The organism is Cryobacterium flavum, from assembly GCF_900103805.1.
In the GTDB taxonomy this organism is placed as follows: domain Bacteria; phylum Actinomycetota; class Actinomycetes; order Actinomycetales; family Microbacteriaceae; genus Cryobacterium; species Cryobacterium flavum.
The window spans coordinates 43,557-66,590 of sequence record NZ_FNIB01000001.1 but is presented as its reverse complement, the minus strand read 5'-3'; the positions used below and the strand labels follow the sequence as shown (position 1 = coordinate 66,590).

General features: G+C 66.6%; 22 protein-coding genes. 11 read left to right on the top strand and 11 right to left on the bottom strand.

The window, feature by feature from the left end; genetic code table 11:
• Window positions 1-94: 94 nt before the first annotated feature.
• Entirely contained in the window at window positions 95-2,401 is a 2,307-nt protein-coding gene (gene purL, locus BLS91_RS00275; RefSeq protein ID WP_092338098.1) for a phosphoribosylformylglycinamidine synthase subunit PurL, read from the bottom strand.
• A gap of 129 nt (window positions 2,402-2,530) precedes the next feature.
• On the opposite strand from purL, the gene BLS91_RS00270 reads away from it, so the two are divergent.
• Window positions 2,531-3,376, top strand: a complete 846-nt coding sequence (locus tag BLS91_RS00270) for an endonuclease/exonuclease/phosphatase family protein (RefSeq protein ID WP_092338096.1) — start codon at window positions 2,531-2,533, stop codon at window positions 3,374-3,376.
• Between the two features lie 142 nt (window positions 3,377-3,518).
• Here the strand turns inward: BLS91_RS00270 and BLS91_RS00265 are convergent, their stop codons facing one another.
• Window positions 3,519-5,111 (bottom strand): AMP-binding protein, encoded by a 1,593-nt coding sequence (locus BLS91_RS00265; protein ID WP_092338094.1) that lies wholly within the window; start codon window positions 5,109-5,111, stop codon window positions 3,519-3,521.
• A gap of 261 nt (window positions 5,112-5,372) precedes the next feature.
• On the opposite strand from BLS91_RS00265, the gene BLS91_RS00260 reads away from it, so the two are divergent.
• Genes BLS91_RS00260 through BLS91_RS00235 form a run of 6 tightly spaced genes read left to right on the top strand, consistent with a single transcriptional unit; the run spans window position 5,373 to window position 12,039 of the window.
• Entirely contained in the window at window positions 5,373-6,326 is a 954-nt protein-coding gene (locus tag BLS91_RS00260; protein ID WP_233197284.1) for a phosphate/phosphite/phosphonate ABC transporter substrate-binding protein, read from the top strand.
• Between the two features lie 47 nt (window positions 6,327-6,373).
• Window positions 6,374-7,243 (top strand): phosphonate ABC transporter ATP-binding protein, encoded by an 870-nt coding sequence (gene phnC / locus BLS91_RS00255; RefSeq protein ID WP_369827327.1) that lies wholly within the window; start codon window positions 6,374-6,376, stop codon window positions 7,241-7,243.
• Window positions 7,240-8,925 (top strand): PhnE/PtxC family ABC transporter permease, encoded by a 1,686-nt coding sequence (locus BLS91_RS00250; protein WP_092338090.1) that lies wholly within the window; start codon window positions 7,240-7,242, stop codon window positions 8,923-8,925. Before phnC ends, BLS91_RS00250 begins: the two co-directional genes overlap by 4 nt.
• Window positions 8,922-10,091, top strand: coding sequence for a TIGR03364 family FAD-dependent oxidoreductase (locus BLS91_RS00245; RefSeq protein WP_092338088.1), 1,170 nt, complete (start codon window positions 8,922-8,924; stop codon window positions 10,089-10,091). The genes BLS91_RS00250 and BLS91_RS00245 overlap by 4 nt, the downstream gene beginning before the upstream one ends.
• Entirely contained in the window at window positions 10,088-10,834 is a 747-nt protein-coding gene (locus tag BLS91_RS00240) for a phosphonatase-like hydrolase (protein ID WP_092338086.1), read from the top strand. The genes BLS91_RS00245 and BLS91_RS00240 overlap by 4 nt, the downstream gene beginning before the upstream one ends.
• Window positions 10,835-10,836: 2 nt before the next feature.
• Entirely contained in the window at window positions 10,837-12,039 is a 1,203-nt protein-coding gene (locus tag BLS91_RS00235) for an alcohol dehydrogenase catalytic domain-containing protein (RefSeq protein WP_092338085.1), read from the top strand.
• A gap of 113 nt (window positions 12,040-12,152) precedes the next feature.
• Here the strand turns inward: BLS91_RS00235 and BLS91_RS00230 are convergent, their stop codons facing one another.
• Window positions 12,153-12,641 carry a DUF3817 domain-containing protein gene (locus tag BLS91_RS00230; RefSeq protein WP_241983061.1) on the bottom strand — a complete coding sequence of 163 codons (489 nt, stop codon included), beginning with the start codon at window positions 12,639-12,641 and terminating at the stop codon, window positions 12,153-12,155.
• 116 nt (window positions 12,642-12,757) lie between these two features.
• Here BLS91_RS00230 and BLS91_RS00225 point away from each other — a divergent pair, with 116 nt between their 5' ends.
• The 3 genes from BLS91_RS00225 (at window position 12,758) to BLS91_RS00215 (ending at window position 15,997) form a co-directional block, all read left to right on the top strand.
• Entirely contained in the window at window positions 12,758-13,402 is a 645-nt protein-coding gene (locus tag BLS91_RS00225) for a TetR/AcrR family transcriptional regulator (RefSeq protein WP_158252792.1), read from the top strand.
• A complete protein-coding gene (locus tag BLS91_RS00220) occupies window positions 13,399-15,045 on the top strand; it encodes an MDR family MFS transporter (protein ID WP_092338079.1) in 1,647 nt (548 codons plus the stop codon). The genes BLS91_RS00225 and BLS91_RS00220 overlap by 4 nt, the downstream gene beginning before the upstream one ends.
• A gap of 85 nt (window positions 15,046-15,130) precedes the next feature.
• A complete protein-coding gene (locus BLS91_RS00215; RefSeq protein ID WP_092338077.1) occupies window positions 15,131-15,997 on the top strand; it encodes a DMT family transporter in 867 nt (288 codons plus the stop codon).
• On the opposite strand, the gene BLS91_RS00210 is transcribed toward BLS91_RS00215, so the two are convergent.
• From BLS91_RS00210 to kynA, 7 genes are all read right to left on the bottom strand, one after another.
• Complete coding sequence (locus BLS91_RS00210; RefSeq protein ID WP_167552404.1) at window positions 15,987-16,601, bottom strand: sigma factor; 615 nt, start codon at window positions 16,599-16,601, stop codon at window positions 15,987-15,989. The genes BLS91_RS00215 and BLS91_RS00210 overlap by 11 nt on opposite strands.
• Window positions 16,598-16,987, bottom strand: a complete 390-nt coding sequence (locus BLS91_RS00205; protein WP_092338075.1) for a YciI family protein — start codon at window positions 16,985-16,987, stop codon at window positions 16,598-16,600. Before BLS91_RS00205 ends, BLS91_RS00210 begins: the two co-directional genes overlap by 4 nt.
• A gap of 101 nt (window positions 16,988-17,088) precedes the next feature.
• Window positions 17,089-17,787, bottom strand: coding sequence for a phosphoribosylformylglycinamidine synthase subunit PurQ (gene purQ / locus BLS91_RS00200; protein WP_092338073.1), 699 nt, complete (start codon window positions 17,785-17,787; stop codon window positions 17,089-17,091).
• Window positions 17,787-18,071 (bottom strand): phosphoribosylformylglycinamidine synthase subunit PurS, encoded by a 285-nt coding sequence (locus BLS91_RS00195; RefSeq protein ID WP_092338071.1) that lies wholly within the window; start codon window positions 18,069-18,071, stop codon window positions 17,787-17,789. Before BLS91_RS00195 ends, purQ begins: the two co-directional genes overlap by 1 nt.
• An 86-nt stretch (window positions 18,072-18,157) precedes the next feature.
• Window positions 18,158-19,450, bottom strand: a complete 1,293-nt coding sequence (locus BLS91_RS00190) for a kynureninase (RefSeq protein WP_092338069.1) — start codon at window positions 19,448-19,450, stop codon at window positions 18,158-18,160.
• Window positions 19,447-20,346 carry an amidohydrolase family protein gene (locus tag BLS91_RS00185; RefSeq protein ID WP_092338067.1) on the bottom strand — a complete coding sequence of 300 codons (900 nt, stop codon included), beginning with the start codon at window positions 20,344-20,346 and terminating at the stop codon, window positions 19,447-19,449. The genes BLS91_RS00190 and BLS91_RS00185 overlap by 4 nt, the downstream gene beginning before the upstream one ends.
• Window positions 20,343-21,197 carry a tryptophan 2,3-dioxygenase gene (kynA, locus tag BLS91_RS00180; protein ID WP_092338065.1) on the bottom strand — a complete coding sequence of 285 codons (855 nt, stop codon included), beginning with the start codon at window positions 21,195-21,197 and terminating at the stop codon, window positions 20,343-20,345. Before kynA ends, BLS91_RS00185 begins: the two co-directional genes overlap by 4 nt.
• Before the next feature lie 96 nt (window positions 21,198-21,293).
• Between kynA and BLS91_RS00175 the strand changes: the two genes are divergently transcribed.
• A complete protein-coding gene (locus BLS91_RS00175) occupies window positions 21,294-22,013 on the top strand; it encodes a TetR/AcrR family transcriptional regulator (RefSeq protein ID WP_092338063.1) in 720 nt (239 codons plus the stop codon).
• 3 nt (window positions 22,014-22,016) lie between these two features.
• Here the strand turns inward: BLS91_RS00175 and BLS91_RS00170 are convergent, their stop codons facing one another.
• Entirely contained in the window at window positions 22,017-22,847 is an 831-nt protein-coding gene (locus BLS91_RS00170; protein ID WP_092338756.1) for a VOC family protein, read from the bottom strand.
• Between the last annotated feature and the right edge of the window lie 187 nt (window positions 22,848-23,034).

Sequence of the window (23,034 nt, the reverse complement as noted above, 5' to 3'; positions counted from 1 at the left end):
ACACCCCAAAGCTCGTTCAGGTTCGCGAGAGCGCAAAAAGTGCCCGATTGGGCTTCTCAATCGGGCACTTTTTGCGCTCTCGCGAGCTGGGGAGTTAGGCGAAGGCGGCGGGGAGAGGGGATTGGTGACGATTGCGCATCTCGGAGAGAGTCGCAGCGAAGACGTCCTGTACCTCGAGGGCGTGCAGGGTGTTGTCCGTCACTCCGATGCGCAGCACCGGAATGTAGCGGCCGGCGCAGAGGCCCAGGAACTTCACGTCGTCTTCGCGCGGCACCGAAACGATGACGCGACCGGCCGATTCGGAGAACAGGGCAGTGGATGCGTCCACCCCGTCCCGATCCAGAATGTCACCCAGCCAGACGCGCGCGCCCACTCCAAAGCGCATGACGGCTTCGGCGAGGGCCTGGGCGAGCCCGCCCTCGCTCAAGTCGTGGGCGCTGTCGATGAGGGCTTCCTTCGAGGCGGCGTGCAGCAGGCGGGCCAGGGCCTTCTCGCGGCCGAGATCCACGACCGGCGGCGTTCCGCCAAGGTGGTTGTGCACGACGCCGGCCCAGGCCGAACCGTCGAGCTCGAGGCGGGTCTCGCCGAGCAGGTAGATGTTGTGCCCGTCGTCCTGCCAGCCGCTCGGAATGCGGCGGGCGACGTCGTCGATCACGCCGAGCACGGCCACGACCGGGGTGGGGTGAATGGGCTGGTCGCCGGTCTGGTTGTAGAACGACACGTTGCCGCCGGTGACGGGAATCTCGAGCTCCAGGCATCCGTCGGCGAGGGCCGTTACGGCTTCACGGAACTGCCACATGACCTCGGGGTTCTCGGGGGAGCCGAAGTTGAGGCAGTCACTGACGCCGGCCGGAACGGCGCCGGTCGCGGCGACGTTGCGGTATGCCTCGGCGAGGGCCAGCTGCGCGCCGCGGTACGGGTCGAGCTGGCAGTAGCGGCCGTTCGCGTCGGTCGCGATCGCGAAACCGAGCCCGCTCTCTTCGTCGACGCGGATCATGCCGCCGTCGTCGGGAAAGGAGAGCGCCGTGTTGCCCTGCACGTAGTGGTCGTACTGGTCGGTGATCCAGCTCGGGTCGGCCAGGTTCGGCGAGCCGAGCAGGTCAAGGAACTGCTCGCGCAGGGTCTCGCCGTCGAGCGCGCGGGGAAGTACGGAGGCGGTGTCGGCCTGCAGGGCGTCGATCCAGGTCGGGTACGCGAGCGGACGCTCGTAGACCGGGCCGTCGACGGCCACGGTGCGTGGCAGCACGTTGACGATTTCTTCGCCGTGCCAGTTGATGATAAGGCGGCCGGTGTCGGTGACCTCGCCGAGCACGCTGGTTTCCACGTCCCACTTGGTGGTGACGGCGAGAAAGCCCTCGAGCTTCTCGGGAGTGACGATCGCCATCATGCGTTCCTGGCTCTCGCTCATCAGAATCTCTTCGGCGGTGAGCGTGGGGTCGCGCAGCAGCACCTTCTCGAGTTCGATGAACATGCCGCCGTCGCCGTTGGAGGCGAGCTCAGAAGTGGCGCAGCTGATGCCGGCCGCGCCGAGGTCTTGAATTCCCTCGACGAGCTTGCCGGCAAACAGTTCGAGGCAGCACTCGATGAGTACCTTCTCGGCGAACGGGTCGCCGACCTGTACTGCGGGGCGCTTGGTCGGGCCGCCGGCGCTGAACGTGTCGGAGGCGAGAATGGATGCCCCGCCAATGCCGTCGCCGCCGGTGCGGGCTCCAAACAGCACGACCTGGTTGCCGACGCCGCGGGCGTTGGCCAGGTGCAGGTCTTCGTGGCGCAGCACGCCGACCGAGAGCGCATTGACCAGCGGGTTGCCCTGGTAGACCCGGTCGAACACGGTTTCGCCGCCGATGTTGGGCAGGCCGAGGCAGTTGCCGTAGAAGCTGATGCCAGAGACCACGCCGTGTACGACACGGGCGGTGTCGGGGTCGGTGATGTCGCCGAAACGCAGGGCATCCATCACGGCGACCGGGCGGGCGCCCATCGAGATAATGTCGCGCACGATGCCGCCGACGCCGGTGGCGGCGCCCTGGAACGGCTCAATGTAGGAGGGGTGGTTGTGCGATTCGATCTTGAAGGTGACGGCCCAGCCCTCGCCGACGTCAAGCACGCCGGCGTTCTCGCCCATTCCGACCATAAGGTTCTTCTTCATGGCGGGGGTGACTTTGTCGCCGAACTGGCGCAGGTACATCTTCGAGCTCTTGTAGGAGCAGTGCTCGCTCCACATCACCGAGTACATCGCAAGCTCGCCACTCGTGGGGCGGCGGCCCAGAATCTCGCGAATCTTCGCGTACTCATCGGCCTTGAGCCCGAGCGCGCCGTAGGGCTGCTCCTTCTCGGGTGTCGCAATGGCATTGGAAACGGTGTCGGCGACGCCGCGGGAAGAGGTGTTGGAAACAGCGGTCACGTGTGGAATTCTCCCCGAGATAGCGGATGCTTGACCCGGCAAGTCTACCGGTCGCCTCGCCCGGCCAGCGTGGCGCTGCGTGCGACCTACTGCGGATCGGGAGTACAACGCTCGCCATAGGCTGGTCCCATGACAGACAGCGCACTCATCGGCCCCGTCGCCGCGCCGGATTTGCATGTCATGAGTTTCAACATCCGTCGGCGCCTGCCGCATCTCAACCCGCGCAGCCCCGATCGGTGGGTGCGCCGCCGGCCAATACTGAAACGTCTGCTCGCGGCGGAACAGCCCGCACTGATCGGCGTGCAAGAAGCACTGTTCGACCAGGCGAACTTCGTGCGCCACGCGCTCGGCGATCCTTACCGCTCGATCGGATATGGCCGGGAAGCCAACAAGGGCGGGGAAGGCTGCCCGATCTTCTACGATTCACGTCGACTGCGCGTGCTCGAATGGAAGCAGACGGCCCTCTCTGACACTCCGTTGCGGCCGGGCTCCACCTCGTGGGGCAATCACACTCCGCGCGTCGTCGTTGACGCGGTCTTTCACGATCTCGCCATGGGCGTCGATTTCCAGGCCGTGAACACGCACTTCGACCACCGCTCCCGTACCTCGCGGCTGCGATCCGCCGACGTAATTCGACGCATCGTGTTGGCGTCGCAGCTTCCCACTGTGGTGACCGGCGATTTCAATACGGATGCGAATACCGCCCCCTATGACCGCCTAACCGGCCAAGGCCTGCTTCTGGATGCCTGGAACACAGCAGACGAACGTCTCACCGAAGAGTGGGGAACGTTTTTGAACTATCGCTCGCCGCAGCGCAATCTCAAACGCATCGACTGGCTCCTCGTCACGCCCGGCGTCCCCGTGCGCAAGGCCGCCATCAACGTGAAGCGCTATGTCGGCGGCTGGCCGTCGGACCACGCCGCGGTGCAGGCCGTCGTCAATCTCGCGGCATCGCCTCCGAAAGGTGAGAAGTGAAAGCGATCCCTGACACGTCTTCACTGCGCCCTCACTGCAGCTCTCAGTGAGAGGGCAAGTCAGACCGAAGTGAAAAGTCGCGTCGCGCGCATGCCCGATTGGAACCGTATGTCCGGCAGCGGGTACTGGCTCGCCCGCACGGCTAGACGGCGGCCGCCTTTTCCTTGGCGCGCAGGTCCTTGCGCAGGATCTTGCCGGACGCCGACTTCGGGATCGCGTCGATGAATTCCACCGCGCGCACCTTCTTGTGCGGGGCGACCCGCTCGGTGACGTAGGCCATGATCTCCTCGGCCGTGACCGCCGACTCAGCCACGGCGACGACGAAGGCTTTCGGGATCTCCTGGCCGTCGGCATCCGCTGCACCGATCACCGCGGCATCCTTGATGCGCGGGTGGGTGAGCAGCAGCGCTTCCAGCTCGGCCGGAGCGATCTGGTAGCCCTTGTACTTGATCAGCTCCTTGCTGCGATCGACGATGGTCACCTCGCCGAGCGCACTGACCGTGGCGATGTCGCCGGTGTGCAGAAATCCGTCGGCGTCGATGGTCTCGCGGGTGGCCTTCTCGTTGTTCAGGTAGCCGAGCATCACGTTCGGGCCGCGCACCAGCAGCTCACCGGGCTCGCTGACCCCGTCTTCGGGAATCTCGATCTCTTCGCCGGTTTCGGTCGACACGAGCTTGCAGTCCATGTTCGGCACGGTCACTCCCACGGACGCGCGCGACAGGTGTGGCGCGTCGATCGGAATCAGGTGGCTCACCGGGCTGACCTCGGTCATGCCGTAGCCCTGCAGAATGCGGCAGTCCAGCCGGGTGGCCACCGCCGCGGCGAGAGCACCGTCGAGCGGGGCTGCCCCCGAGAGGATGGTGTGCACGCTCGACAGGTCATACTCCTCTACTAGCGGATGCTTCGCCACGGCCACCGCAATCGGCGGCGCGATAAAGACGTAGCTGCAGCGGTGATCCTGGATCATGCGCAGAAACTCGACGAAGTCGAACTTGGCCATGGTGACCAGCGAGGCCCGCTGTTTGAAGGCGAGGTTCAGCAGCACCGTCATTCCGTAGATGTGGTAAAACGGCAGCAGCGCGAGCACTTTGTCGTCTGGAATAACCCCGATCAGATCGCGGGCCTGTTGCACGTTCGCCACGAGGTTGCGGTGGCTCAGCATGACGCCCTTCGGCGCCGCCGTGGTGCCCGAAGAGTAGGGGAGAACAGCCACGTGCGTGGCGGGGTCGATGCTGAGGGCGGGGGCGGCGGCATCCACTGCAAGTAAATCAGCCAGCGACGGATGCCCCGGCTCACCATCGATCACCACGATGTTCTCGTCGGAGATGCCCGCCGCGTGCGCTGCCGCCTTGGCGCCGGCCAGCAGCGGGGTGACGGTCACGAGCCAGGTCGCACCGGAATCGTGGAGCTGGCGCTGGATGTCGTCGGGAGTGTAGAGCGAGTTGATGCTGGTGACCGTGGCTCCGGCGCGCAGAATCCCGTGGAAGATGGCCGTGAATTCCGGCGTGTTCGGGCAGAGCAGGCCCACGACTGTGCCGGGACCGACGCCGTCGGCGGCAAGAGCGCCGGCCACCCGGGTGATCTGATCGACCAGGGTGCGGTAGCTGAGAGCGGCCCCGCTGGCACCGTCGATGACGGCGGTGCGATCCAGCTCGGCCTCGGTCAGGTCCCCGAACAGGTAGTCGAAAATGCTTTGCGTGGGAATCTCAACGGGGCCGTAGGGGCTCGTGAACACTTAGGATCTCCTTCGATCGGTGTGGCATGCACACGGTACCGCTCGGGGCTGCCGCGAAACTGTGCATGTGACCCGAGTGGCTTTGACCGGGCGGGGCATCCGTTTGAGTGAGCGGGCGCGGGCATCCGCGTGGGTGAGCGGATTCCTGCTCGCGCACTTGCCACGGCGCGTTCACCTGCCGGTTACCCCGGGCTCCCGTGCTGTTGGCGCGGCCTGCCTAACGTAGCTACACGTAATGCCCTCGACTCAGGAAGGTTTCACGTGGCAATCCACAGCGCTTTTTCACGCACCACTTCTCTCGGCGCCAAGACGGCCCTCGCCGCCGGCGCCGCAGTTCTGCTCACCCTGAGCCTGGCCTCCTGCTCGGCGGACACCGCCGACGCGGCCGGCACTGGCATCGACGGCGTCAGCTACGCCGCCGATGAGAACACCCTGGTGTTCGGTGTGGTTCCCGACTCGGTCGATACCCAGACCAACTACCAGCCGCTGATGGACTACATCGAGCAGGAGACCGGCAAGACCGTGGAATACCACGAGTCCACCGATTACGCCGCCCTCATCGAAGCCGCAATCGCCGGCAAGATCGACGTGGCCTCGTTCTCCGGCTTCACTTACATCACCGCCACCAACAACGGCGCGGCCATCACTCCGATCTCCTCGATCGTGACGACCGAGGGCGAGGTGCCCGGCTACTACTCGCAGGCGATCGTTCCGGCAGACAGCGCCATCACCTCCCTCGCCGAGTTCGCCGGCAAGAAGGTCTGCTTCGTCGACCCGTCATCGACGAGCGGATACCTGTTCCCCTCCTACAACCTGCTCGAAGCCGGCGTCGACCCGGTCTCCGATGTGACCCCGGTGTTCGCCGGCAAGCACGACGTGAGCGTGCAGAAGGTCGGCGAGGGCAAGGAGTGTGAGGTCGGTTTCGCCGAGGACAGCGAGGTCGCCAAGAGCGACAAGGTCAAGGTCATCGCCGAGACCATGGTTCCCGGTGCACCGATCGTCGTCTCTGACACCCTGCCGACCGAACTGAAGACCCAGCTCACCGAGGTGCTCGGCCAGGTCACCATCGACGACATCATCGCGTCGGGCGTGACGAGCGCCGACACCCAGGCCTTTCGCGATACGTTCTACGCGACCGAGCCGGTCGACGACAAGTATTACGACACCATTCGCGACATCTGCGTGAAGACGTCGGCCTCGCAGTGCCAGGGCTAACCAGTAAGTCCAGCGTCACCACCGGTTCCGCTTCGCGCGCGGAACCGGTGATCGACGTGAGCAACATCACCAAAACCTTCGGCGAGACGACGGCCCTCAATGACGTGTCGCTCACGGTCGGCCGCGGCGAAATTGTCGTATTGCTTGGGCTGTCCGGTTCGGGCAAATCCACCCTGCTGCGACACCTCGACGGCCTCGACCGGCCCGACTCGGGCTCGGTGACCGTGCTCGGCGCCGCGGTATCGAGCCTGAAGGGCCGGCCGCTGCGTGCGCTGCGCGGTCAGGTCGGCTTCGTCTTTCAGCAGTTCGAACTGGTCGGGTCGCTGACCGTGCTCGAAAATGTGCTGACCGGCGCCCTGTTTCGGGTGCGTGGGCCAAGACTGGGCCTCTGGGGGTACCGCCGCGACCTCAAGCTGGCTGCGCTCGGCCATCTCGACCGGGTGGGACTACTCGCCCAGGCCTACCAACGCGCCGACACCCTGTCGGGCGGCCAGCAGCAGCGGGTCGGCATCGCGCGAGCACTCATGCAGAACCCGCGCATTCTGCTCGCCGACGAACCGGTGGCCTCGCTCGACCCGGAATCCAGCGCCCAGGTCATGGCACTGATCCGGGAGATCGCCATTGACAGTGGTCTCACCGTGGTGTGCAGCCTGCATCAGGTTGATCTGGCCCTGTCCTGGGGCGATCGCATCGTCGGCCTGCGCCACGGCCAGGTGGTGCTCGACACCATAACGCAGGGGCTGTCGAAGCAGAACGTGATGGAGATCTACGGCCGCGTCACGACCTCGACCGGTGAGCTCGACGCGATCGAGACCGAGTTGGGCACCGAGTTGGGCACCGGTGAAGCGGGCGAGCCCGACGAACAGGGCGAGCTCGACCTGGCGACCTTCAGCTCGGCGCGGGACAACCGCCGGTGACGCTCACGCTCGAACGCCCCCAAGCCAGCCAAGCGGATGCGGCCACGCCGGCCCCGCAACGCCGCGCTCACCCGCAGAAAATCGCGGCCGCACTCACCCTCGTGGCGCTGGTGGCGGCATCCGTTTTCTCGCTGATCAGCGTGGATATCTCGCTGCCGCAGATGGTAGCGAGCTGGGGGAATGCCCAGAACTTTTTCGCCCGCGTGGGAATCATAAGCTTTCCCGCGCCGGGTGAGCTGCTCTACCTGACCGCGCTCACGGTGGGCCTCGTGCTGCTCGGAACCCTGTTTGCCGCGTTCTTCTCGGTGCCGCTGTCCTGGCTCGCCGCCGCGAACACCTCGCCCGGTCGTGGGTGGATGGCCGTCGCCCGCTTTCTCGGCGTGCTGGCCCGGGCGGTGCCCGACGTCGTGCTCGCGATGGTGTTCGTGCTGATGTTCTCACTCGGCACCCTGCCCGGAATCCTGGCGATCGGCATCCACTCGATCGGCATGATCAGCAAGATGTTCGCTGACGCGATCGAGCAGATCGATGAAGGCCCCCGGCTGGCAATTCGGGCCGCCGGTGGGACCCGAATGCAGGAATTCTTCTCCGGCGTGCTGCCGCAGGTGCTTCCGTCGTGGGTAGCGACCGTGCTGCACCGCAACGACATCAACCTGCGCGGTTCGGTCATCCTCGGCTACGTCGGCGTCGCCGGGCTCGGTCTCGAGATGTCCTACGCCTTCAAATCGCTCAACTACTCGCTCGGACTCGGCATCGCGCTGGTCATTTTCGCACTCTGTGTGGTCATGGAGATCGTGTCGAGCGCCGTGCGCACCGTCATGCTCGGTCTCGCGCCCACCCGCCACGGGATCGGCGACCGGCTGCTGCGCCGTCTCGGAGTGACCGGCCAGAAAGCGGATGCCTCGCACCATCCCTGGACCTACGCCCGCCTGCGCAACGCGGTCTGGGGCCTGCTCGCCGCGTTCATCGTGATCGGCAGCGTCTGGATCTGCGATATTAAGTGGGGCGACTTTCTCACCGTCTGGTCGTATTTGCCCGAGACCGCCGCCAAGTTCTGGCCGCCGAGCTTCGGAAGTTATGACGCCCCGGTAATGCTCGCGGCGATGGGCGAAACCATCGCGATCGCCCTGGCCGCGACGATTCTCACGATCGTCGCCTCGATCGTGATCGGCTCGCTCGCCGCCCGCAACGTGGCGCCGTCGAGACGCGTGCGGGCCGGCTTTCGGCTGGTGCTCGTGACGATCCGCGGCATTCCGGAGATCATCCTGGCCATCGTGCTCATCGTCGTGACTGGTCTTGGTACCCAGGCCGGCACCATCGCCCTGGCCATCGGCGGCGTGGGCCTGCTCGGCAAGCTGCTCGCCGACTCGCTCGAAGAGGTCAGACCCGGTCCGGAACAGGCCCTCCGAGCGGCCGGCGCGACGAGGCTGCAGGTCTACGCCGGCGCCACGGCTCCCCAGGGTATGAAAGCCCTGATCGGACACAGCTTCTACATGCTCGACACCAATATTCGGGCGGCCACCATCCTCGGCCTGGTGGGCGGTGGAGGGGTCGGCTACTACCTGCTGAACGCAGGCCAGGGGTCTCGCTACGACCTGGTCACCACGATCGTGCTCATGATTCTCGTGACGGTGGTCGCGGTCGAAGGACTGGCCATGTGGATGCGGCGGGTGTTTCGATGACCAGCTTCGACGTGGTCGTCGTTGGCAGCGGCATCGTGGGCCTCGGGCACGCCCTCGCCGCCAGCGACCGAGGTCTGTCCGTGGCCGTCGTGGACCGCGCGGCGGCCATCGGCGGGGCATCCGTTCGCAATTTCGGGCACCTGTGTTTCACCCCGCAAAGTGGGCCGGCCCGAGAATTCGCTCTGCGGTCCCGCCCGCTCTGGCTGCGGCTCGAAGCGGACGCCGGAGTCTGGATGCGCGAGTCGGGCACGGTCGTGCTCGCCCGGCACGACGACGAACTGGCAGTGCTGCGGGAGCTGGCGGCGCAGCGCGGAGCCGAGTCGGTCTTCGGCGTCGGCGAGCCCGACGTCGTGCTGTTCGACGCAACGGAGGTGTCGGAGCGTCTGCCGCTCGCCGACGGCACCGCGGTGGGCGGCGCGCACCTGCCCTGGGACCTACAGGTCAATCCGCGCCAGGCCGCCGCCGGTCTGGCCGCGTACCTGGCCAGCCGGGGTGTCGACTTTCGCTACCGCACCGCGGTGACGGCCGTACGGCCAGGCCGGGTCACGACCACGCGCGGGCCGATCCACGCCGGAACGGTCATCGTGGCGGTCAACCACGACATCGACCAGCTTTACCCGAAGATCGCCGAGCGCGACGGCATTGTGCGGTGCGGCCTCGACATGCTGCGCGTCGACGCCGGCCTGCGCGCGCCGCTGCCCGCGCCGGTGCTGACCGGCTGGTCGCTGCTGCGCTACGGAGCATTTTCCAGCCTTCCGGCGGCAGCCACTTTGGGCGAACGGCTGCGGAGGGAGTATCCGCTGCTGGCCGAACTGGACCTCAACCAGATGTATACCCAACTGCAGGACGGCTCGCTGATCGTGGGGGACACCCACTATCGCGGGGCATCCGTTTCTGTATTCCAGAATGAGAATGCGTTCGAACAGCTGCTGCAGCTCACCTCCGAACTGTTCGGCGTGCGGCGCCCGCGGGTGCTCGAGCGGTGGCAGGGCGTCTATGCCTCCGGGCGTGCCGACTTTCTCATCGACCAGCCCGAACCCGGTGTCTACCTCGTAGCGGCCACCACAGGAATCGGCATGACCACCGGGCTTGGTCTGGCCGAACACGTCATCTCGACCGTCTGCAATTTCGCCATTCCCTCCCTCACCCTGAAAGGCACCCCATGAGCACCGCACCCCTTGATCTTGAGTTGGACCTTGATGATTTCGACACCGAAGACGTGGACGTTGAGCTCGTCGTCTTCGACATGGCCGGCACGACCGTGAGCGACGACGGACTGGTCGAGCGGGCGTTCGTGCTCGCCGCCGAGCGCAGCGGACTGGTCGATACCGCCGAGGACCTCGAGGAGGCCGTCGCTTTTGTGCGCGAGACCATGGGGCAGTCCAAGCTCGACGTGTTTCGTGAGCTGACCGACTCCGAAGAGGCGGCGGTCGCTGCGACGGCGGCCTTCGAAAAGGCCTACGGCGAACTCGTTGAACAGGTCGGGGTGACCGCGATCCCGGGCGCGGCCGACCTGTTCCAGGAGCTGCGGGACGCCGGCGTGAAAGTGGCCCTCGTCACCGGTTTCTCCCGTGCGACGCAGGACACGCTCATCGATGCGCTCGGTTGGAGCGACCTCATCGATGTGAGCCTCTGCCCGGCCGAAGCTGGCCGTGGCCGCCCATACCCCGACTTGCCGCTCACCGCGCTGCTCCGTACCGGCGCGTCAAGCGTCGCGGCCATGGTCGTCGTCGGCGACACGGCGAGCGACATGCTCTCCGGCCTGAGCGCTGGCGCCGGCCTGGTCGTGGGCGTGCTGACCGGCACGCACGACACCGACACCCTCGAGGATGCGGGGGCCGACGTCGTCGTCGCGAGCGTCGCCGACCTGGCCGAACTGCTCGGCCTGCGTGAGGAAACGATCGAGTAGCCATGCCCGAACACGATCCAATCGCTGAACCGGTGACGCTGCCGGCCCTCACTCTCGGCGTCGGCCGGGAGGTCGTGTTGCCGCGCGCCGCCGAAGCCATGGTCTGGTCGGGTGTCGGCCTGCCCCTGGAGTGCGTGGCGGTACCCGGGGTGCTGCTTCGGCCCGGCGACGTGCTGGTGGAGGTCGAATTGGCCACGATTTGCGGCTCCGACGTGCACACGGCTTTGGGCCACCGCCTCGCTTCGAAGCCGCTCGTGCTCGGGCACGAGCAGGTCGGCCGCATCGTGGCCGTCACCGATCAGTCATATGCCGCAAATGGAATGCCACTGCGGGTCGGGCAGCGGGTGGTCTGGTCGGTCGCCGTGAGCTGTGGAACCTGCGTGCGCTGCCGCCGCGGCCTGCCCCACAAGTGCCTCGAGCTGGTTAAATACGGCCACGAGCGTATGCAGCGCGGCTGGGAACTCAGCGGCGGATTCGCCACCCACGTGCAGGTGCGTGCCGGAACAGCGGTCGTGGTCGTCGACGAACACGTGCCGGCCACGGTTCTGGCGCCGGCCTCCTGCGCGACCGCGACGGTGGTCGCGGCGCTGGGGGCGGCATCCGCTCTTGTGCCGCTGGCCGGAGCGACCGTGCTGGTGACCGGCGCGGGGATGCTCGGGGTGACGGCCTGCGCGATGGCGACGGATGCCGGTGCTCTCGTGGTGGTCAGTGACCCGGACCCCGCCCGGCGTCAGCTCGCGCTCGCCTTCGGGGCCGCCGCCGTCGCCGACCCGAGCGCGCCGCGCGAGTCGCCGACCGGGGTGGCGAGCGTACTCGCCGCGATGCAGGATGCCGCTGCCGCCGAGCCGACGATCGCCCTCGAGCTGAGCGGCGCCCGGCCGGCCGTGCAAACCGCGCTGGACCTGATCGGCGTCGGCGGAGTGGTCGTGCTGGTCGGCAGTGTCTCGCCCGATGACCCGGTGCTGCTCGACCCGGAGTTGATAGTGCGCCGCCTGGTCACCGTGCGCGGCGTGCACAACTACACGCCGGGCGACCTGGCGCAGGCGGTGACCTATCTCGGGGGAGCCTGGCACCGGCATCCGTTCTCGGCCCTGGTTGGAACGACTTTCCCCCTCGCCCGAGCGGATGCCGCACTCGCCCTGGCCGCGACGGCCCGCCACCCCCGCGTGGGCCTCGCCCCGCAGCCGCCCGCGACCCTCGGCTGACCCGCCGGCTTCGCGCTCCGTCTCCTTGGACGGGGCCCAGGCCCCGTCCAAGGGCCCAGTTTATAGACTGGGCCCGGGGATGGGGCCTGGGCCCCGTCCGTATTGAGGGGAGGCTAGCTGGCGCCGCCGGGCGGGCCGATCCGGAGCAGGGTGGCCATGACCCCGACCAGGGCGATGCCCATGACCAGCGTCAGCAACACCGGGCGGGCCAGCATTTGCCGCAATAGAGCGCTCACCCGGGTGTGATCGCGGGGGTCGTCGGTGCGGGTGTGCCGCCAACCGCCGTCGAGCAGGCCGTTCTTCTCGAGCCCTCGGTCGAGGGGAATCGTGCCGAACGGAACGATCGCAGTGAACATGGCGATCAGAGTGAGGCGTACGCCCCAGTGCTGGTTCACGCCCACGAGCAGGGCCATCAGTCCAAAGGCGATGAAGACGAGGCCGTGCACAAAACCACCGATCTGCACCCCGACCTCGCCGACCTCGAACACGTACTTCAGGAGCATCCCGGCGATCAACATCGCCCAGGTGACGGCTTCGGCAATGGCAATAGAACGAAACAGCAGGCGCGGGGTCATCGAGACTTTCCAGTGATGGCGGGGCATGGGCGCTTCCATCGTCGCAGCCGCACCTGAACAACCACCTGAGCATTCACCGAGAAACTTGCATCACTGTAAATTTGCAGTGGCGCAAAAAAGCACTGAGCGCAAGAATTATCCACGTGATAACTGAACCGAACCTCGGCCTGCGTGACCGCAAGCGCCTCGAAACGCGCCTGCGGCTCGAAGACGCCGCGGTCACCCTCGTGCTCCGCGATGGCCTCGAGCACACCACGGTCGACGTGATCAGTGAGCTCGCCGATGTGTCGCCGCGCACCTTCTTCAACTACTTCGAGAGCAAGGATGCCGCGATCCTCGGCCTCCGCCAGGTCGAAATCGCAGAGTCCGAGCTTGCCGAACACTGCGACCGAGTGGCCGAAAACGGACTGCTCGACACCGTCATCCACCTGCTGCTGACCGTCATCGGCCCGCCGTCGACCCGACCGACCATGCGGGAAGACCGGCTAGAGATTCTGCGCCGGCACCCGCAGCTACTCACCACCCAGCTTGCCCAATTCACCCAACTGACCACCGAAGTCGCCAGCGCGGTCACCGCCCTTGTGGCGCGGGACGCGCGCTTCGCGGGCGACTCGCCAGCCGAGCAGGCGGCATCCGCTGACCTGGTGCTGTCCCTGTGCGGCGGGGCGGTGCGCGTGGCCGTCAAGGAATGGGCCGAAATGAACCCGACCGACGCCGAAGGTGCGGCCGAACAACTTGAATCACGAGCAATCTCGCTCGCCAGAGAGGTATCCGTAAAACTTTCATGACCACCACACTTGCCCCGCAGCCCGATGCGGCCGAGGCCGCCGCCAACCCCGGCAAGCGTCACATTCTGCTGGTTTTCGCCGGGCTCATGGTCACCATGCTGCTCGCCTCGCTCGACCAGACCATCTTCAGCACCGCGCTGCCGACCATCGTCGGCGAGCTCAACGGCGTCGACCACATGCTCTGGGTGACGACCGCGTACATTCTCGCGTCGACCATCATGTTGCCGGTTTACGGCAAGCTCGGCGACCTGATCGGCCGCAAGGGTCTGTTCATCGGCGCAATCAGCATCTTCATCCTGGGCTCAATCGTGGGCGGACTCGCTCCCGACATGACCTGGCTCATCATCGGGCGTGCCGTTCAGGGCCTCGGTGGCGGCGGGCTCATGATCCTCTCCCAGGCGATCATCGCCGACGTCGTGCCGGCACGCGAGCGCGGCAAATACATGGGCATCATGGGCGGCGTGTTCGCGCTGTCGTCCGTGGCCGGCCCGCTGCTCGGCGGCTGGTTCACCGAGGGCATCGGCTGGCGCTGGGCGTTCTGGATGAACATCCCCCTCGGCGCCCTCGCCATCGTGACCGCCGTCTTCTTCCTGCGGTTGCCGGTGAAAGACCATGCCAACCCCAAGCTCGACGTCGCCGGCATGGGCCTGCTCGCCCTGGCCTCGACCGGGCTCGTGCTCACCACCACCTGGGGCGGCACGACCTACGACTGGGATTCCCTGCTGGTCCTCTCGCTCATCATCGCGACCGTCGTCGCCGCCGTGGCCTTCGTCATGATCGAGCGTCGCGCCAACGAGCCGATCATGCCCCTGCACCTGTTCAAGGACCGCAACTTCAACCTCACGACCGTAGCCGGCCTCATCACCGGCATCGCAATGTTCGGCGCCCTCGCCTACCTGCCCACCTACCTGCAGATGGTCACCGGCGCGAACGCCACCGAGGCCGGCTTCCTGATGATCCCGATGATGGCCGCGCTGCTGATCAGCTCGATCGGCTCCGGCTGGCTGGTCAGCAAGTTCGGCCGCTACAAGTGGATGCCGATCGTGGGCACGATCATCGTCGGCGTCGCCCTCGTGCTGCTCTCCACCATGACCCCGACCCTGCCAATCTGGATCCTGTGCAGCTACCTCGCCGTCATGGGCCTCGGGCTCGGCCTGAGCATGCAGATTCTCATTCTGATCGTGCAGAACTCCTTCCCGAACTCCCAGGTCGGAACGGCGACCGCCTCGAACAACTACTTCCGCCAGATCGGTGCTTCCATCGGTTCCGCCGTGGTTGGCAGCCTGTTCGCCGCCCGACTGACCGAACTACTCACCGAGCGGATGCCCGCCGGTGGCGCCGGTGCCGCCAACTCCTTCACCCCGGCCATGGTGCGTGACCTTCCCGAGGCCGCCCACCAGATCATCATCAGCGGTTACAACGACGCGCTCACCCCGGTGTTCCTCTACATGGTGCCGCTCGTCATTGTGGCTGTCATCCTGCTCTGCTTCGTGACCGAGAAGCCGCTCGCCACCACGATCGAACGTGACATCCTGCCCGAAACCCTCGAAACGGATGGCGCCACCTACGTTCGCCTGGAAGCTTCGGCAGGAGCCGGCGCCCCGGCCGAGCAGGCAGCATCCGCTCGACCAACGTTGAACTGATCTGAACAGTGACCCGCCGGGCCACTCTCGTATCGGCGCGCTGCTAGCGTGAACTCATGCGCACCAGTTCACCCCGACACCACGCATGATCAGCGTCGTCCTCGCCCTGGTTTCGGCCGCCGCTTACGGCATGAGCGACTTTCTCGGCGGCATCGCGTCGCGCCGGGTGGCCGCGCTGCGGGTTGTGCTCATGTCGTATCCGATCTCGGTGGTGATCATCACGATCGCCGCCGCGTTCGTCGGCGGGGAATTCTCCTGGCGGTCGATGCTGTTCGGCGCAGCGTCGGGCGCTGTGATGGCCCTGGCCATGTGGTGGTTCTATATAGCCCTCGCTGAGGGGCCGATGAGCGTGGTGTCGCCGCTGACCGCCGTGATCGTCGCCGGAATTCCGGTGATCGTCGGGGTGATCATCGGGGAGCGCCCCTCAGTGATCTCCTACGGCGGCATCGCCCTCGCCATCGTCGCGGTCATTCTGGTGAGCCGGGAACCGCCGGGAGTCGCCGACCACACCGTTTCGGGCGCGCGTGCGCCACGATTCACCCGCCGGGTCGCCTGGTTCACCGTGGGTTCAGGCGTCTCGTTCGCCCTGAGTTTCGTCTTCACCCACGAGATCGAGACCGGAACCGGACTGTGGCCGCTGGTGGTGTCGCGCACCGTGGCATCCGTGATCGTCATCGCGGTGGCGACCGGGGCGCGGCAGCTGGCGCGGCCGCCGCGGGCGATTCTCGGGTTCGCGTTTCTCGTGGCGGTGCTCGACGTGATCGGGGTCGTCACGATGCTCTACGCATTTCAGGGCGGCCTGCTGTCGCTCGTGTCGGTGCTTATTTCCCTCTATCCGGCCGTGACCGTGCTGCTCGCGGTGCTCGTACTCAAGGAGCGCGTCGGCCGGTTGCAAGTGGCGGGGATGGGCCTCGCCCTGGCCGCGGTCGCCGCCATCGCGGTCAACGGGTAGCACGCCCCGGGTGCCGATGCTCGAGCAACCGCTGCTGCGCGGGCGAATCGGTGAGGCCGCGCGCCCGAGTCGCTGCAACGGCTGCCTCGGACTCCCGACCGAGGCGGCGCAGCAGTTCGGCCCGGGTGGCGTGCAGCCAGAAGTAGTCGTCGAGACCGTGCAGCGCGTCGACGGCAACGAGGGCTTCCAGAACCTGCGCCTGCGCGGCCAGGGCCGGGTGGCAGCAGGTGAAAATGAGGCGCAGCTGGTCGTCGCGCAGTACGCCGATAGGAAAGTCGTCGGGAGCCTGCTGCAGTTCCATCAGGGCGGCCTCCCTCTCTTTGGCAAAGCGCGAACCCTCGCGGCGCAGCAAATCGATCGCTCGGTGCTTGCCCGTGACGATCAGCCAGGCGCGCGGGTTTGGCGGAATGCCGGTGCCGGGCCAGGTCTGCAGGGCACGGATCGAGGCGTCCTGCACGGCGTCTTCGGCGATGCCGAGATCACCGGTCAGTCGGGTGAGCGAGGCAAGAACCTGGCGCCGTTCGTTCTGCAGAATGTCAGTGAGTTCACGGGAAACCGCGCGGGGCTTAGCCGCGCGGTCGCCCGTGAACTCGCCCGTGCTCACTGGCTGACGGTGTCGCTCGTCTCGAACGTGGGAACCTTCACGGTCAGCGGCAGCGCTGGACGAATCTCGACGGCACCGTTCCACGCTCCCGGAATCATGGACGCGACCTTGATGGCCTCGTCGAGGTCGGTGCATTCGAGCAGGTAGAAGCCAGTAAGGGCCTCCTTGGTTTCGGCGTACGGTCCGTCGCTGAGCACGACGTCGCCACCCTTGCCTCCGGTCACCCGCACGGTCGTGGTCGTGGGGGTGTGGTACAGCGCGGCGCCGCCGCGGATGACGCTCGCGGTGTCCTCGCCGAACTTCTGATATTCGGCCATACCGTCGGCGAACTCGGGCTGGCTCCAATCGATGTCGGGCGAGTAGATCAATGCGACATAGCTGGTCATGGTGCGCTCCTTTTTATGGTGAACCCATTCGTTGATGGATCTACCTTAGGAACGAACCAGCGCCCGTGGATAGGACAGCCGCAGAAACTTTTCTGAGGACGTTAGCGCGAGACGAGTGCCTGGGCGATGACCGAGGTGAAGAAGACGAGCCCGTCGACGCCGCTCGCCATGGCGGTATCGGTGTCGGGGCCGAAGCCGGCCTCGACGGCGTGCTCGGGGTGCGGCATGAGGCCGACGACGTTGCCGCGGGCGTTGGTGACGCCGGCGATGTCATTCAGCGAGCCGTTCGGGTTGCCGCCGATATAGCGGGCCACGATTCGGCCGTCGCCCTCGAGTGCTTTCAGGGTCTCGGCGCTGGCCATAAACGAGCCCTCGCCGTTCTTCAGCGGAATGACGATCTCGGCGTTCGCCGAAAATCCGGTGGTCCAGTCGCTCGTATTGTTCTCGATGCGCAGGCCCTGGTCGCGGCAGATGAAGCGGCCGGCTTCGTTGCGAATGAGACCGCCGTCGAGCAGGTGGGCTTCGGTGAGCATCTGGAATCCGTTGCAGATACCGAGCACGGGCATGCCCTTATTGGCCGCGTCGATGACCTCGGTCATGATTGGGGAGAGGCTCGCGATGGCGCCGGCCCGCAGGTAGTCGCCGTAGCTGAACCCGCCGGGCAGCACGAGCGCGTCGACACCGTGCAGGTCGTGGTCGCCGTGCCAGAGGGCTACGGAGTCGGCGCCGGCCAGACGGATCGCGCGCGCAGCGTCACGATCATCGAGCGAGCCGGGAAAGGTGACGACGCCGATGCGCATCAGACGACCGCTGCCGAGGGCGCGTTCTGCACGTGGATGCCGACGACATCCTCAATCACGGAGTTCGACAGCACGGTGTCGGCGAGCTCGCGCACGGCCGCGAGGGTGGCCGCATCCGCTTCGCCGTCAATGGAAATCTCGAAGCGCTTGCCGACGCGCACGCCGGTGACGGTGGCCAGCGCTGACTGGGTCTGACCGAGGCGACCGAGGGCGCCAGCGACGGCCTTACCCTGGGGGTCAAGCAACTCAGCCTTGGGCATTACTTCGACGACGATCGTTGGCACAGGGCACTCCGCATACAGTCTGGGGCTTATAGTCGTGGCAAATCACTGCAATTCTACAGGCCGCAGCTTGGGCGGCCCGGCGCGCGTCACTCGGAGATGCCGTTCTGGCCGAGCAGAATGCCGCGCAACACGTCACGCACGGCGGCCACTCCGTCGTAGGTTTCGACAAAGCTCGTGCTGAGCGGGGCGAGGCCGAGCCGCAGGCCGTTGGGGCTGCGAAAATCGGGAATGACATCGTTATCCCACAGAATTCTCGTGACCTGACGCATGAGCGGATGGTTGATTGTCACGTGACCGCCGCGATGCGTCTGCTCCCGCGGCGAGGCCACGGTGACGCCCATCGGTGCCAGCCACTCATCGACGAGGGTGATGGCGAACTCGGTCAGCGCCACCGACTTCGCCCGCACCGACCCGATCGTGGCCTCATCGATCATGGCAATCGTGTCCTGCATGGCGAGCATGCCCACGACTGCGGGAGTGCCGCTCATGAAACGACGGATGCCGGTGGCCGGCACATACCCCGGCCCCATCTCGAAGATGGCCTGCGCGCCCATCCAACCCTGGATTGGCTGGGAAAGCACGTCCTGCAGATCACTCTTTACATAGCCGAACGCGGGTGCGCCCGGCCCACCGCTCAGGTACTTGTAGGAGCAGCCGACCGCGAGGTCGACGTCGCAGGCATCGAGATCGACCGCAACCGACCCCACCGAGTGGCTGAGGTCCCAGAGCACGAGGGCGTCGTGTTCGTGGGCGACGGCGGTGATGGCCTGCATATCGGCGAGGTAGCCGGAACGGTAGGCCACGTGGCTGAGCAGCACGAGCGAGGTCTGCGGGCCGACCACGCTGCGCACCTGGTCGGCGGTTACCCCACCCTCAGTGTCGGATTCGATCCAGCGCAGGGTGAGACCGCGCTCGCGCGCAATGCCCTCCAGAATGTACCGGTCGGTGGGAAAGTTGTCGCTGTCGACCACGATTTCAGTGCGGCGCGGCCGCGAATCCACGGCGGCGCGGGCCAGTTTATAGAGCAGCACGGTGGTGGAATCGCCGACGAAGACCTGGCCGGCCGCGGCGCCGAGGCAGGTGCGGCCGAGGTCGTCGCCGATCTGCAGGGGAAGTTCCATCCACTGCTCGTCCCAGCCTCGAATGAGTCGGGTGCCCCAGTCGTTGGCGAGAAAGTCGGCGATGCGTTCGGCGCTGGCCCGCAGCGGACGGCCGAGCGAGTTGCCGTCGAGGTACGAGCGAGGATTGGCCGTGGCGGGGTCGGCGTCGGTGCCGAGGAACCGGGCGCGGTAGTGGGCGAGGCCGTCGATGCGGTCCATCCGTCGCGCGAAGGCGAGGTGGGCGCCCTGGCCGGTTGAGCTGGTGAAGCTGGGAGTCATGCGAGAACCTCGAGTTCGGGGCGGGTGAGGGCGCGGGCGGTGCAGAGCCAGTCGGTGAAGTCCAGGGGATCGCGCGGCCGTTCCCCCGGGATGAAGGTCACCCGGCTATCGGCCAGGGTCAGGCCGAGCGGTGCCGGCGAGCAGAGGGCGGTCAAGACCTCGCCGGGAGTCAGCCCCGCGTCGAGCAGCGCCGCGATCTCACCCGAGTTCAACCCGAGCGGCAGCGGGCCGTTGCCGAGGTCGGTGCCGTACAGCACCCGCCCGCCGGCCGCGTGGAACCGACGCAGATTGTCGCTGGCAATCTCGAACGCGGCAGTGGGGCGACCCCAGCCGTGAATGTCCAGGGTGCTGATCCAGGACATGCGGGCGGCCATCGCGGTCACGAGATCATCGGCGAGGCGCTCCGAAAACGGGGTGTGGGCGAACGCGTCCACTCCAGCGGTAAACGCGCGATCGGCTTGACCCGCACCCTCGGCGTGCGCCACGACCGGCAGGGAACGTTCGTGCGCCCGCCCCACGAGTGCGGCCAATACCTCGGCGCCGAACACCGGGCCGGCGACCGAGTTGAGGGTAATTTTCAGAACGGATGCCCCAGCCGCGGCTTGCAAATCGACCGCGGTGGTGGCATCCGCTATGGAGGCGACCGCGCAGCTCCAGGCGGGCTCGGCCCAGCTGGCCCGGCTGGGGTAGCCGCCGGGAGAGTTGATGAACTGGTGCGCGTATGCCAGATCGGGCATAGATGTCCGGAGGTCGTCAGGCAGCCAGCCACCGAGGTCGATGGCCCGTGCGATTCCACCGCTCGGCAAAACTGTTCCGTCGATCAGGGCCAGGTGAAGGTGTGCGTCGAGAAAGCCCGGCAGCACGGTACCTCGGCCGACCAGAAAGTGAGTGGTCACGCGCCGATCTCCGTTCGCACGGCGAACAACTCGGGAAAGAAAGTGAGTTCGAGGGCCTTCTGCAGAAAGGCCGCTCCACTGGATCCGCCGGTGCCGTGCTTCATACCGATGATGCGTTGCACCGTCTTGAGGTGGCGAAAGCGCCAGAGTTGAAAGTTGTCCTCAAGGTCGACGAGTTCTTCGCAGGCCTCATAGGCGGCCCAGTGCTCGGAGGCGTTCTCGTATATTCCCCGAAAGGTATGCACGAGTTCGGGGTGCAAGGTCCACGCCTCGGTGACGTCGCGCTCGAGCACAGCGGCGGGAATGTCGTAGCCGGCCCGGTGAAGGTAGCGCAGAAACTCGTCGTAGAGGCTGGGGGACTCAAAGGTGGCGGTCAGCAGGGTGTGGGCAGCGGCATCCGCTTCGAAAACCGTGAGCATGCGGCGGTTCTTGTTGCCGAGCGCGAACTCGACCGCGCGGTACTGATACGACTGAAAGCCACTGGAAGAGCCGAGAAAATTCCGAAACTGGGCGTATTCGGTGGGCGTGAGGGTCGCGAGCACCGACCACTGCTCGGTCAGGGTTCGCTGAATGTGCTTGACCCGGGCGATGCCCTTGAGAGCCGGAGCGAGCTGGTCCTGCCGCAGCGCCTCGATGGCAGCCTGTAGTTCGTGCAGCACGAGCTTGAGCCAGAGCTCGGTGGTCTGGTGCTGGATGATGAACAGCAGCTCATCGTGGTGTTCCGGTACGCTGACCGGCTTCTGGGCGTCGAGCAGGGTCGGTAGGTCGAGGTAGGCCCCGTAGCTCATCTTCTCTCGAAAATCGGTGACGATCTCGGGGTCGAAGTCACGGGTGTTGTTCTTGAGAGTCATCGGGTTCCGTTCGGCTTGTTCAAATTGTGCGCAGGTTGCGGCTGTCGGCGCAACACCACAGCGAACCGGGCACGTCAAAGTTCTAGACTGGAGCGCATGACCCCGCCGACCCGAAAGCCCCAGGATGGCGTGCCAGCCCCGTCTGCACCCGAGCGAACCGCAGCGAGTGCGCCCCGCCGCCGCGACGCCCGGCTGAACCGGGACCGTCTCGTAGTGTCGGCTCGCGCCCAGTTTGCCCAGTACGGGATCGACGCCTCACTCGAGGAGATCGCGCGTCAGGCCGAGGTCGGTGTTGCCACGCTGTACCGCAACTTTTCGACGCGCGACGACCTGGTTCGGGCGCTCTACGACCTGGCTCTGGCAGAACTGCACGCGGTGCGCGGGGAGATCGAGGCTGCCCCCACCCCGTGGGAGGCGCTCGTTGTCTACACCGAACGGGTCGCCGAATGGCTCGTCGCCGCCCCGTCATTGCCGCCGATCCTGCGACGCATGGCACAGCTCGACCCGTCAGCCAGGCCCGCTGCCGAGTTCGACGGCTTCATCGCGAGCCTGGTGGCCCGCGCCAAGAAGGACGGCACCCTGCGCCGCGACGTCGACGCGGTCGACCTCGCCGTGCTCGTCACCATGGTCGGGTCGCTCGGCGGCCTCGGCGACGGTTACGCCGGCCAGTGGCGCCGTCAGCTCTCCATCGTGCTCGACGGCCTGCGTGCCGCCGACGCGCCTCGGCCCAAGCTGCCCGGCCGCCCGCTCGACGTGAAGGACTATCAGGCCACAGTGCACGGCCTGACCCGTCGGGCGGCCCGCGCCGCCCGGTAAGGGTTAGACGGTCGCTGGGTCGGCTGCGCTCACTCGGATGCGGTTGGCCCACGGGTCGTCGAAAGCGAGGGTCTGGCCGTCGTGAGTGGTGTCGACTTTGTAGTGGGCCATCCGTTCGCCCAAGGCACCCACGTCGTCGGTGCTGGGCACGATGATGCTGACCTCGCCGAGGCCGAGGGCCAGGCGACGCTTGCCGCTGCCCGAGCTTTCCCAGGTGTTCATGGCCATGTGGTGGTGGTAGCTTCCAGCCGAGACGAACAGCGCCGAGGGCCCGAAGTTCGCGGTCGCCTCGAAGCCGAGCCGGTTCACATAGAACTCCCGGGCGCTCGCGACGTCGCCCACCGAGAGGTGGATATGGCCGACGATGGCATGGCCCTCGCTCGGCTCAACCGACATATGCTCGGAAATGAATGCGTTCGGGTCGAGGTAGAGCGAGGCCATTTCGACCTGGCCGTGGGTCCAGCTCCACAGGGTGCGGTCGCGGTCCCAATACAGCTCGATGCCGTTGCCCTCGGGGTCGGTGAAGTAGAAAGCCTGGCTGACCAGGTGATCGGCGCTGCCGGTGAACGTTCCGGGGGCCTTCGTGCCGATCGAGTACACGGCGGCGGCGAGGTCGGCCTGCGTGTCGAACAGAATCGCTGTGTGGTAGAGCCCGGCCGAGCGTGCTTCGGCGGCCTTGAGCTCGGGGGCGTGCTGCAGGATCACGAGCGGGGTCTGGCCGCGCCCGAGTACCGCTACCGGGCCGTCGTGGCTTTGCAACTCCAGCGTCACGATGTCGCGGTAATAGGCGATCATGGCGTCGAGGTTGCCCACGCGCAGGGTCACCGCGCCCATTCCGGTGTCGGCGGCCAGCAGGTCTTTCGCAGTGAGGGTCACAGCAGGCTCAACGGATGCGCCGCCCCGGCTATTCCGCGATTCGCAGTGTTCGGATTCCCCCGTTTGCGACGGGATGGGCCGGCAGTGGTGTTGGTGTGCTGGTGTGCCGCTGTGCTGTGCTGTGGTGCTGGTGTGCCGCGGTGTT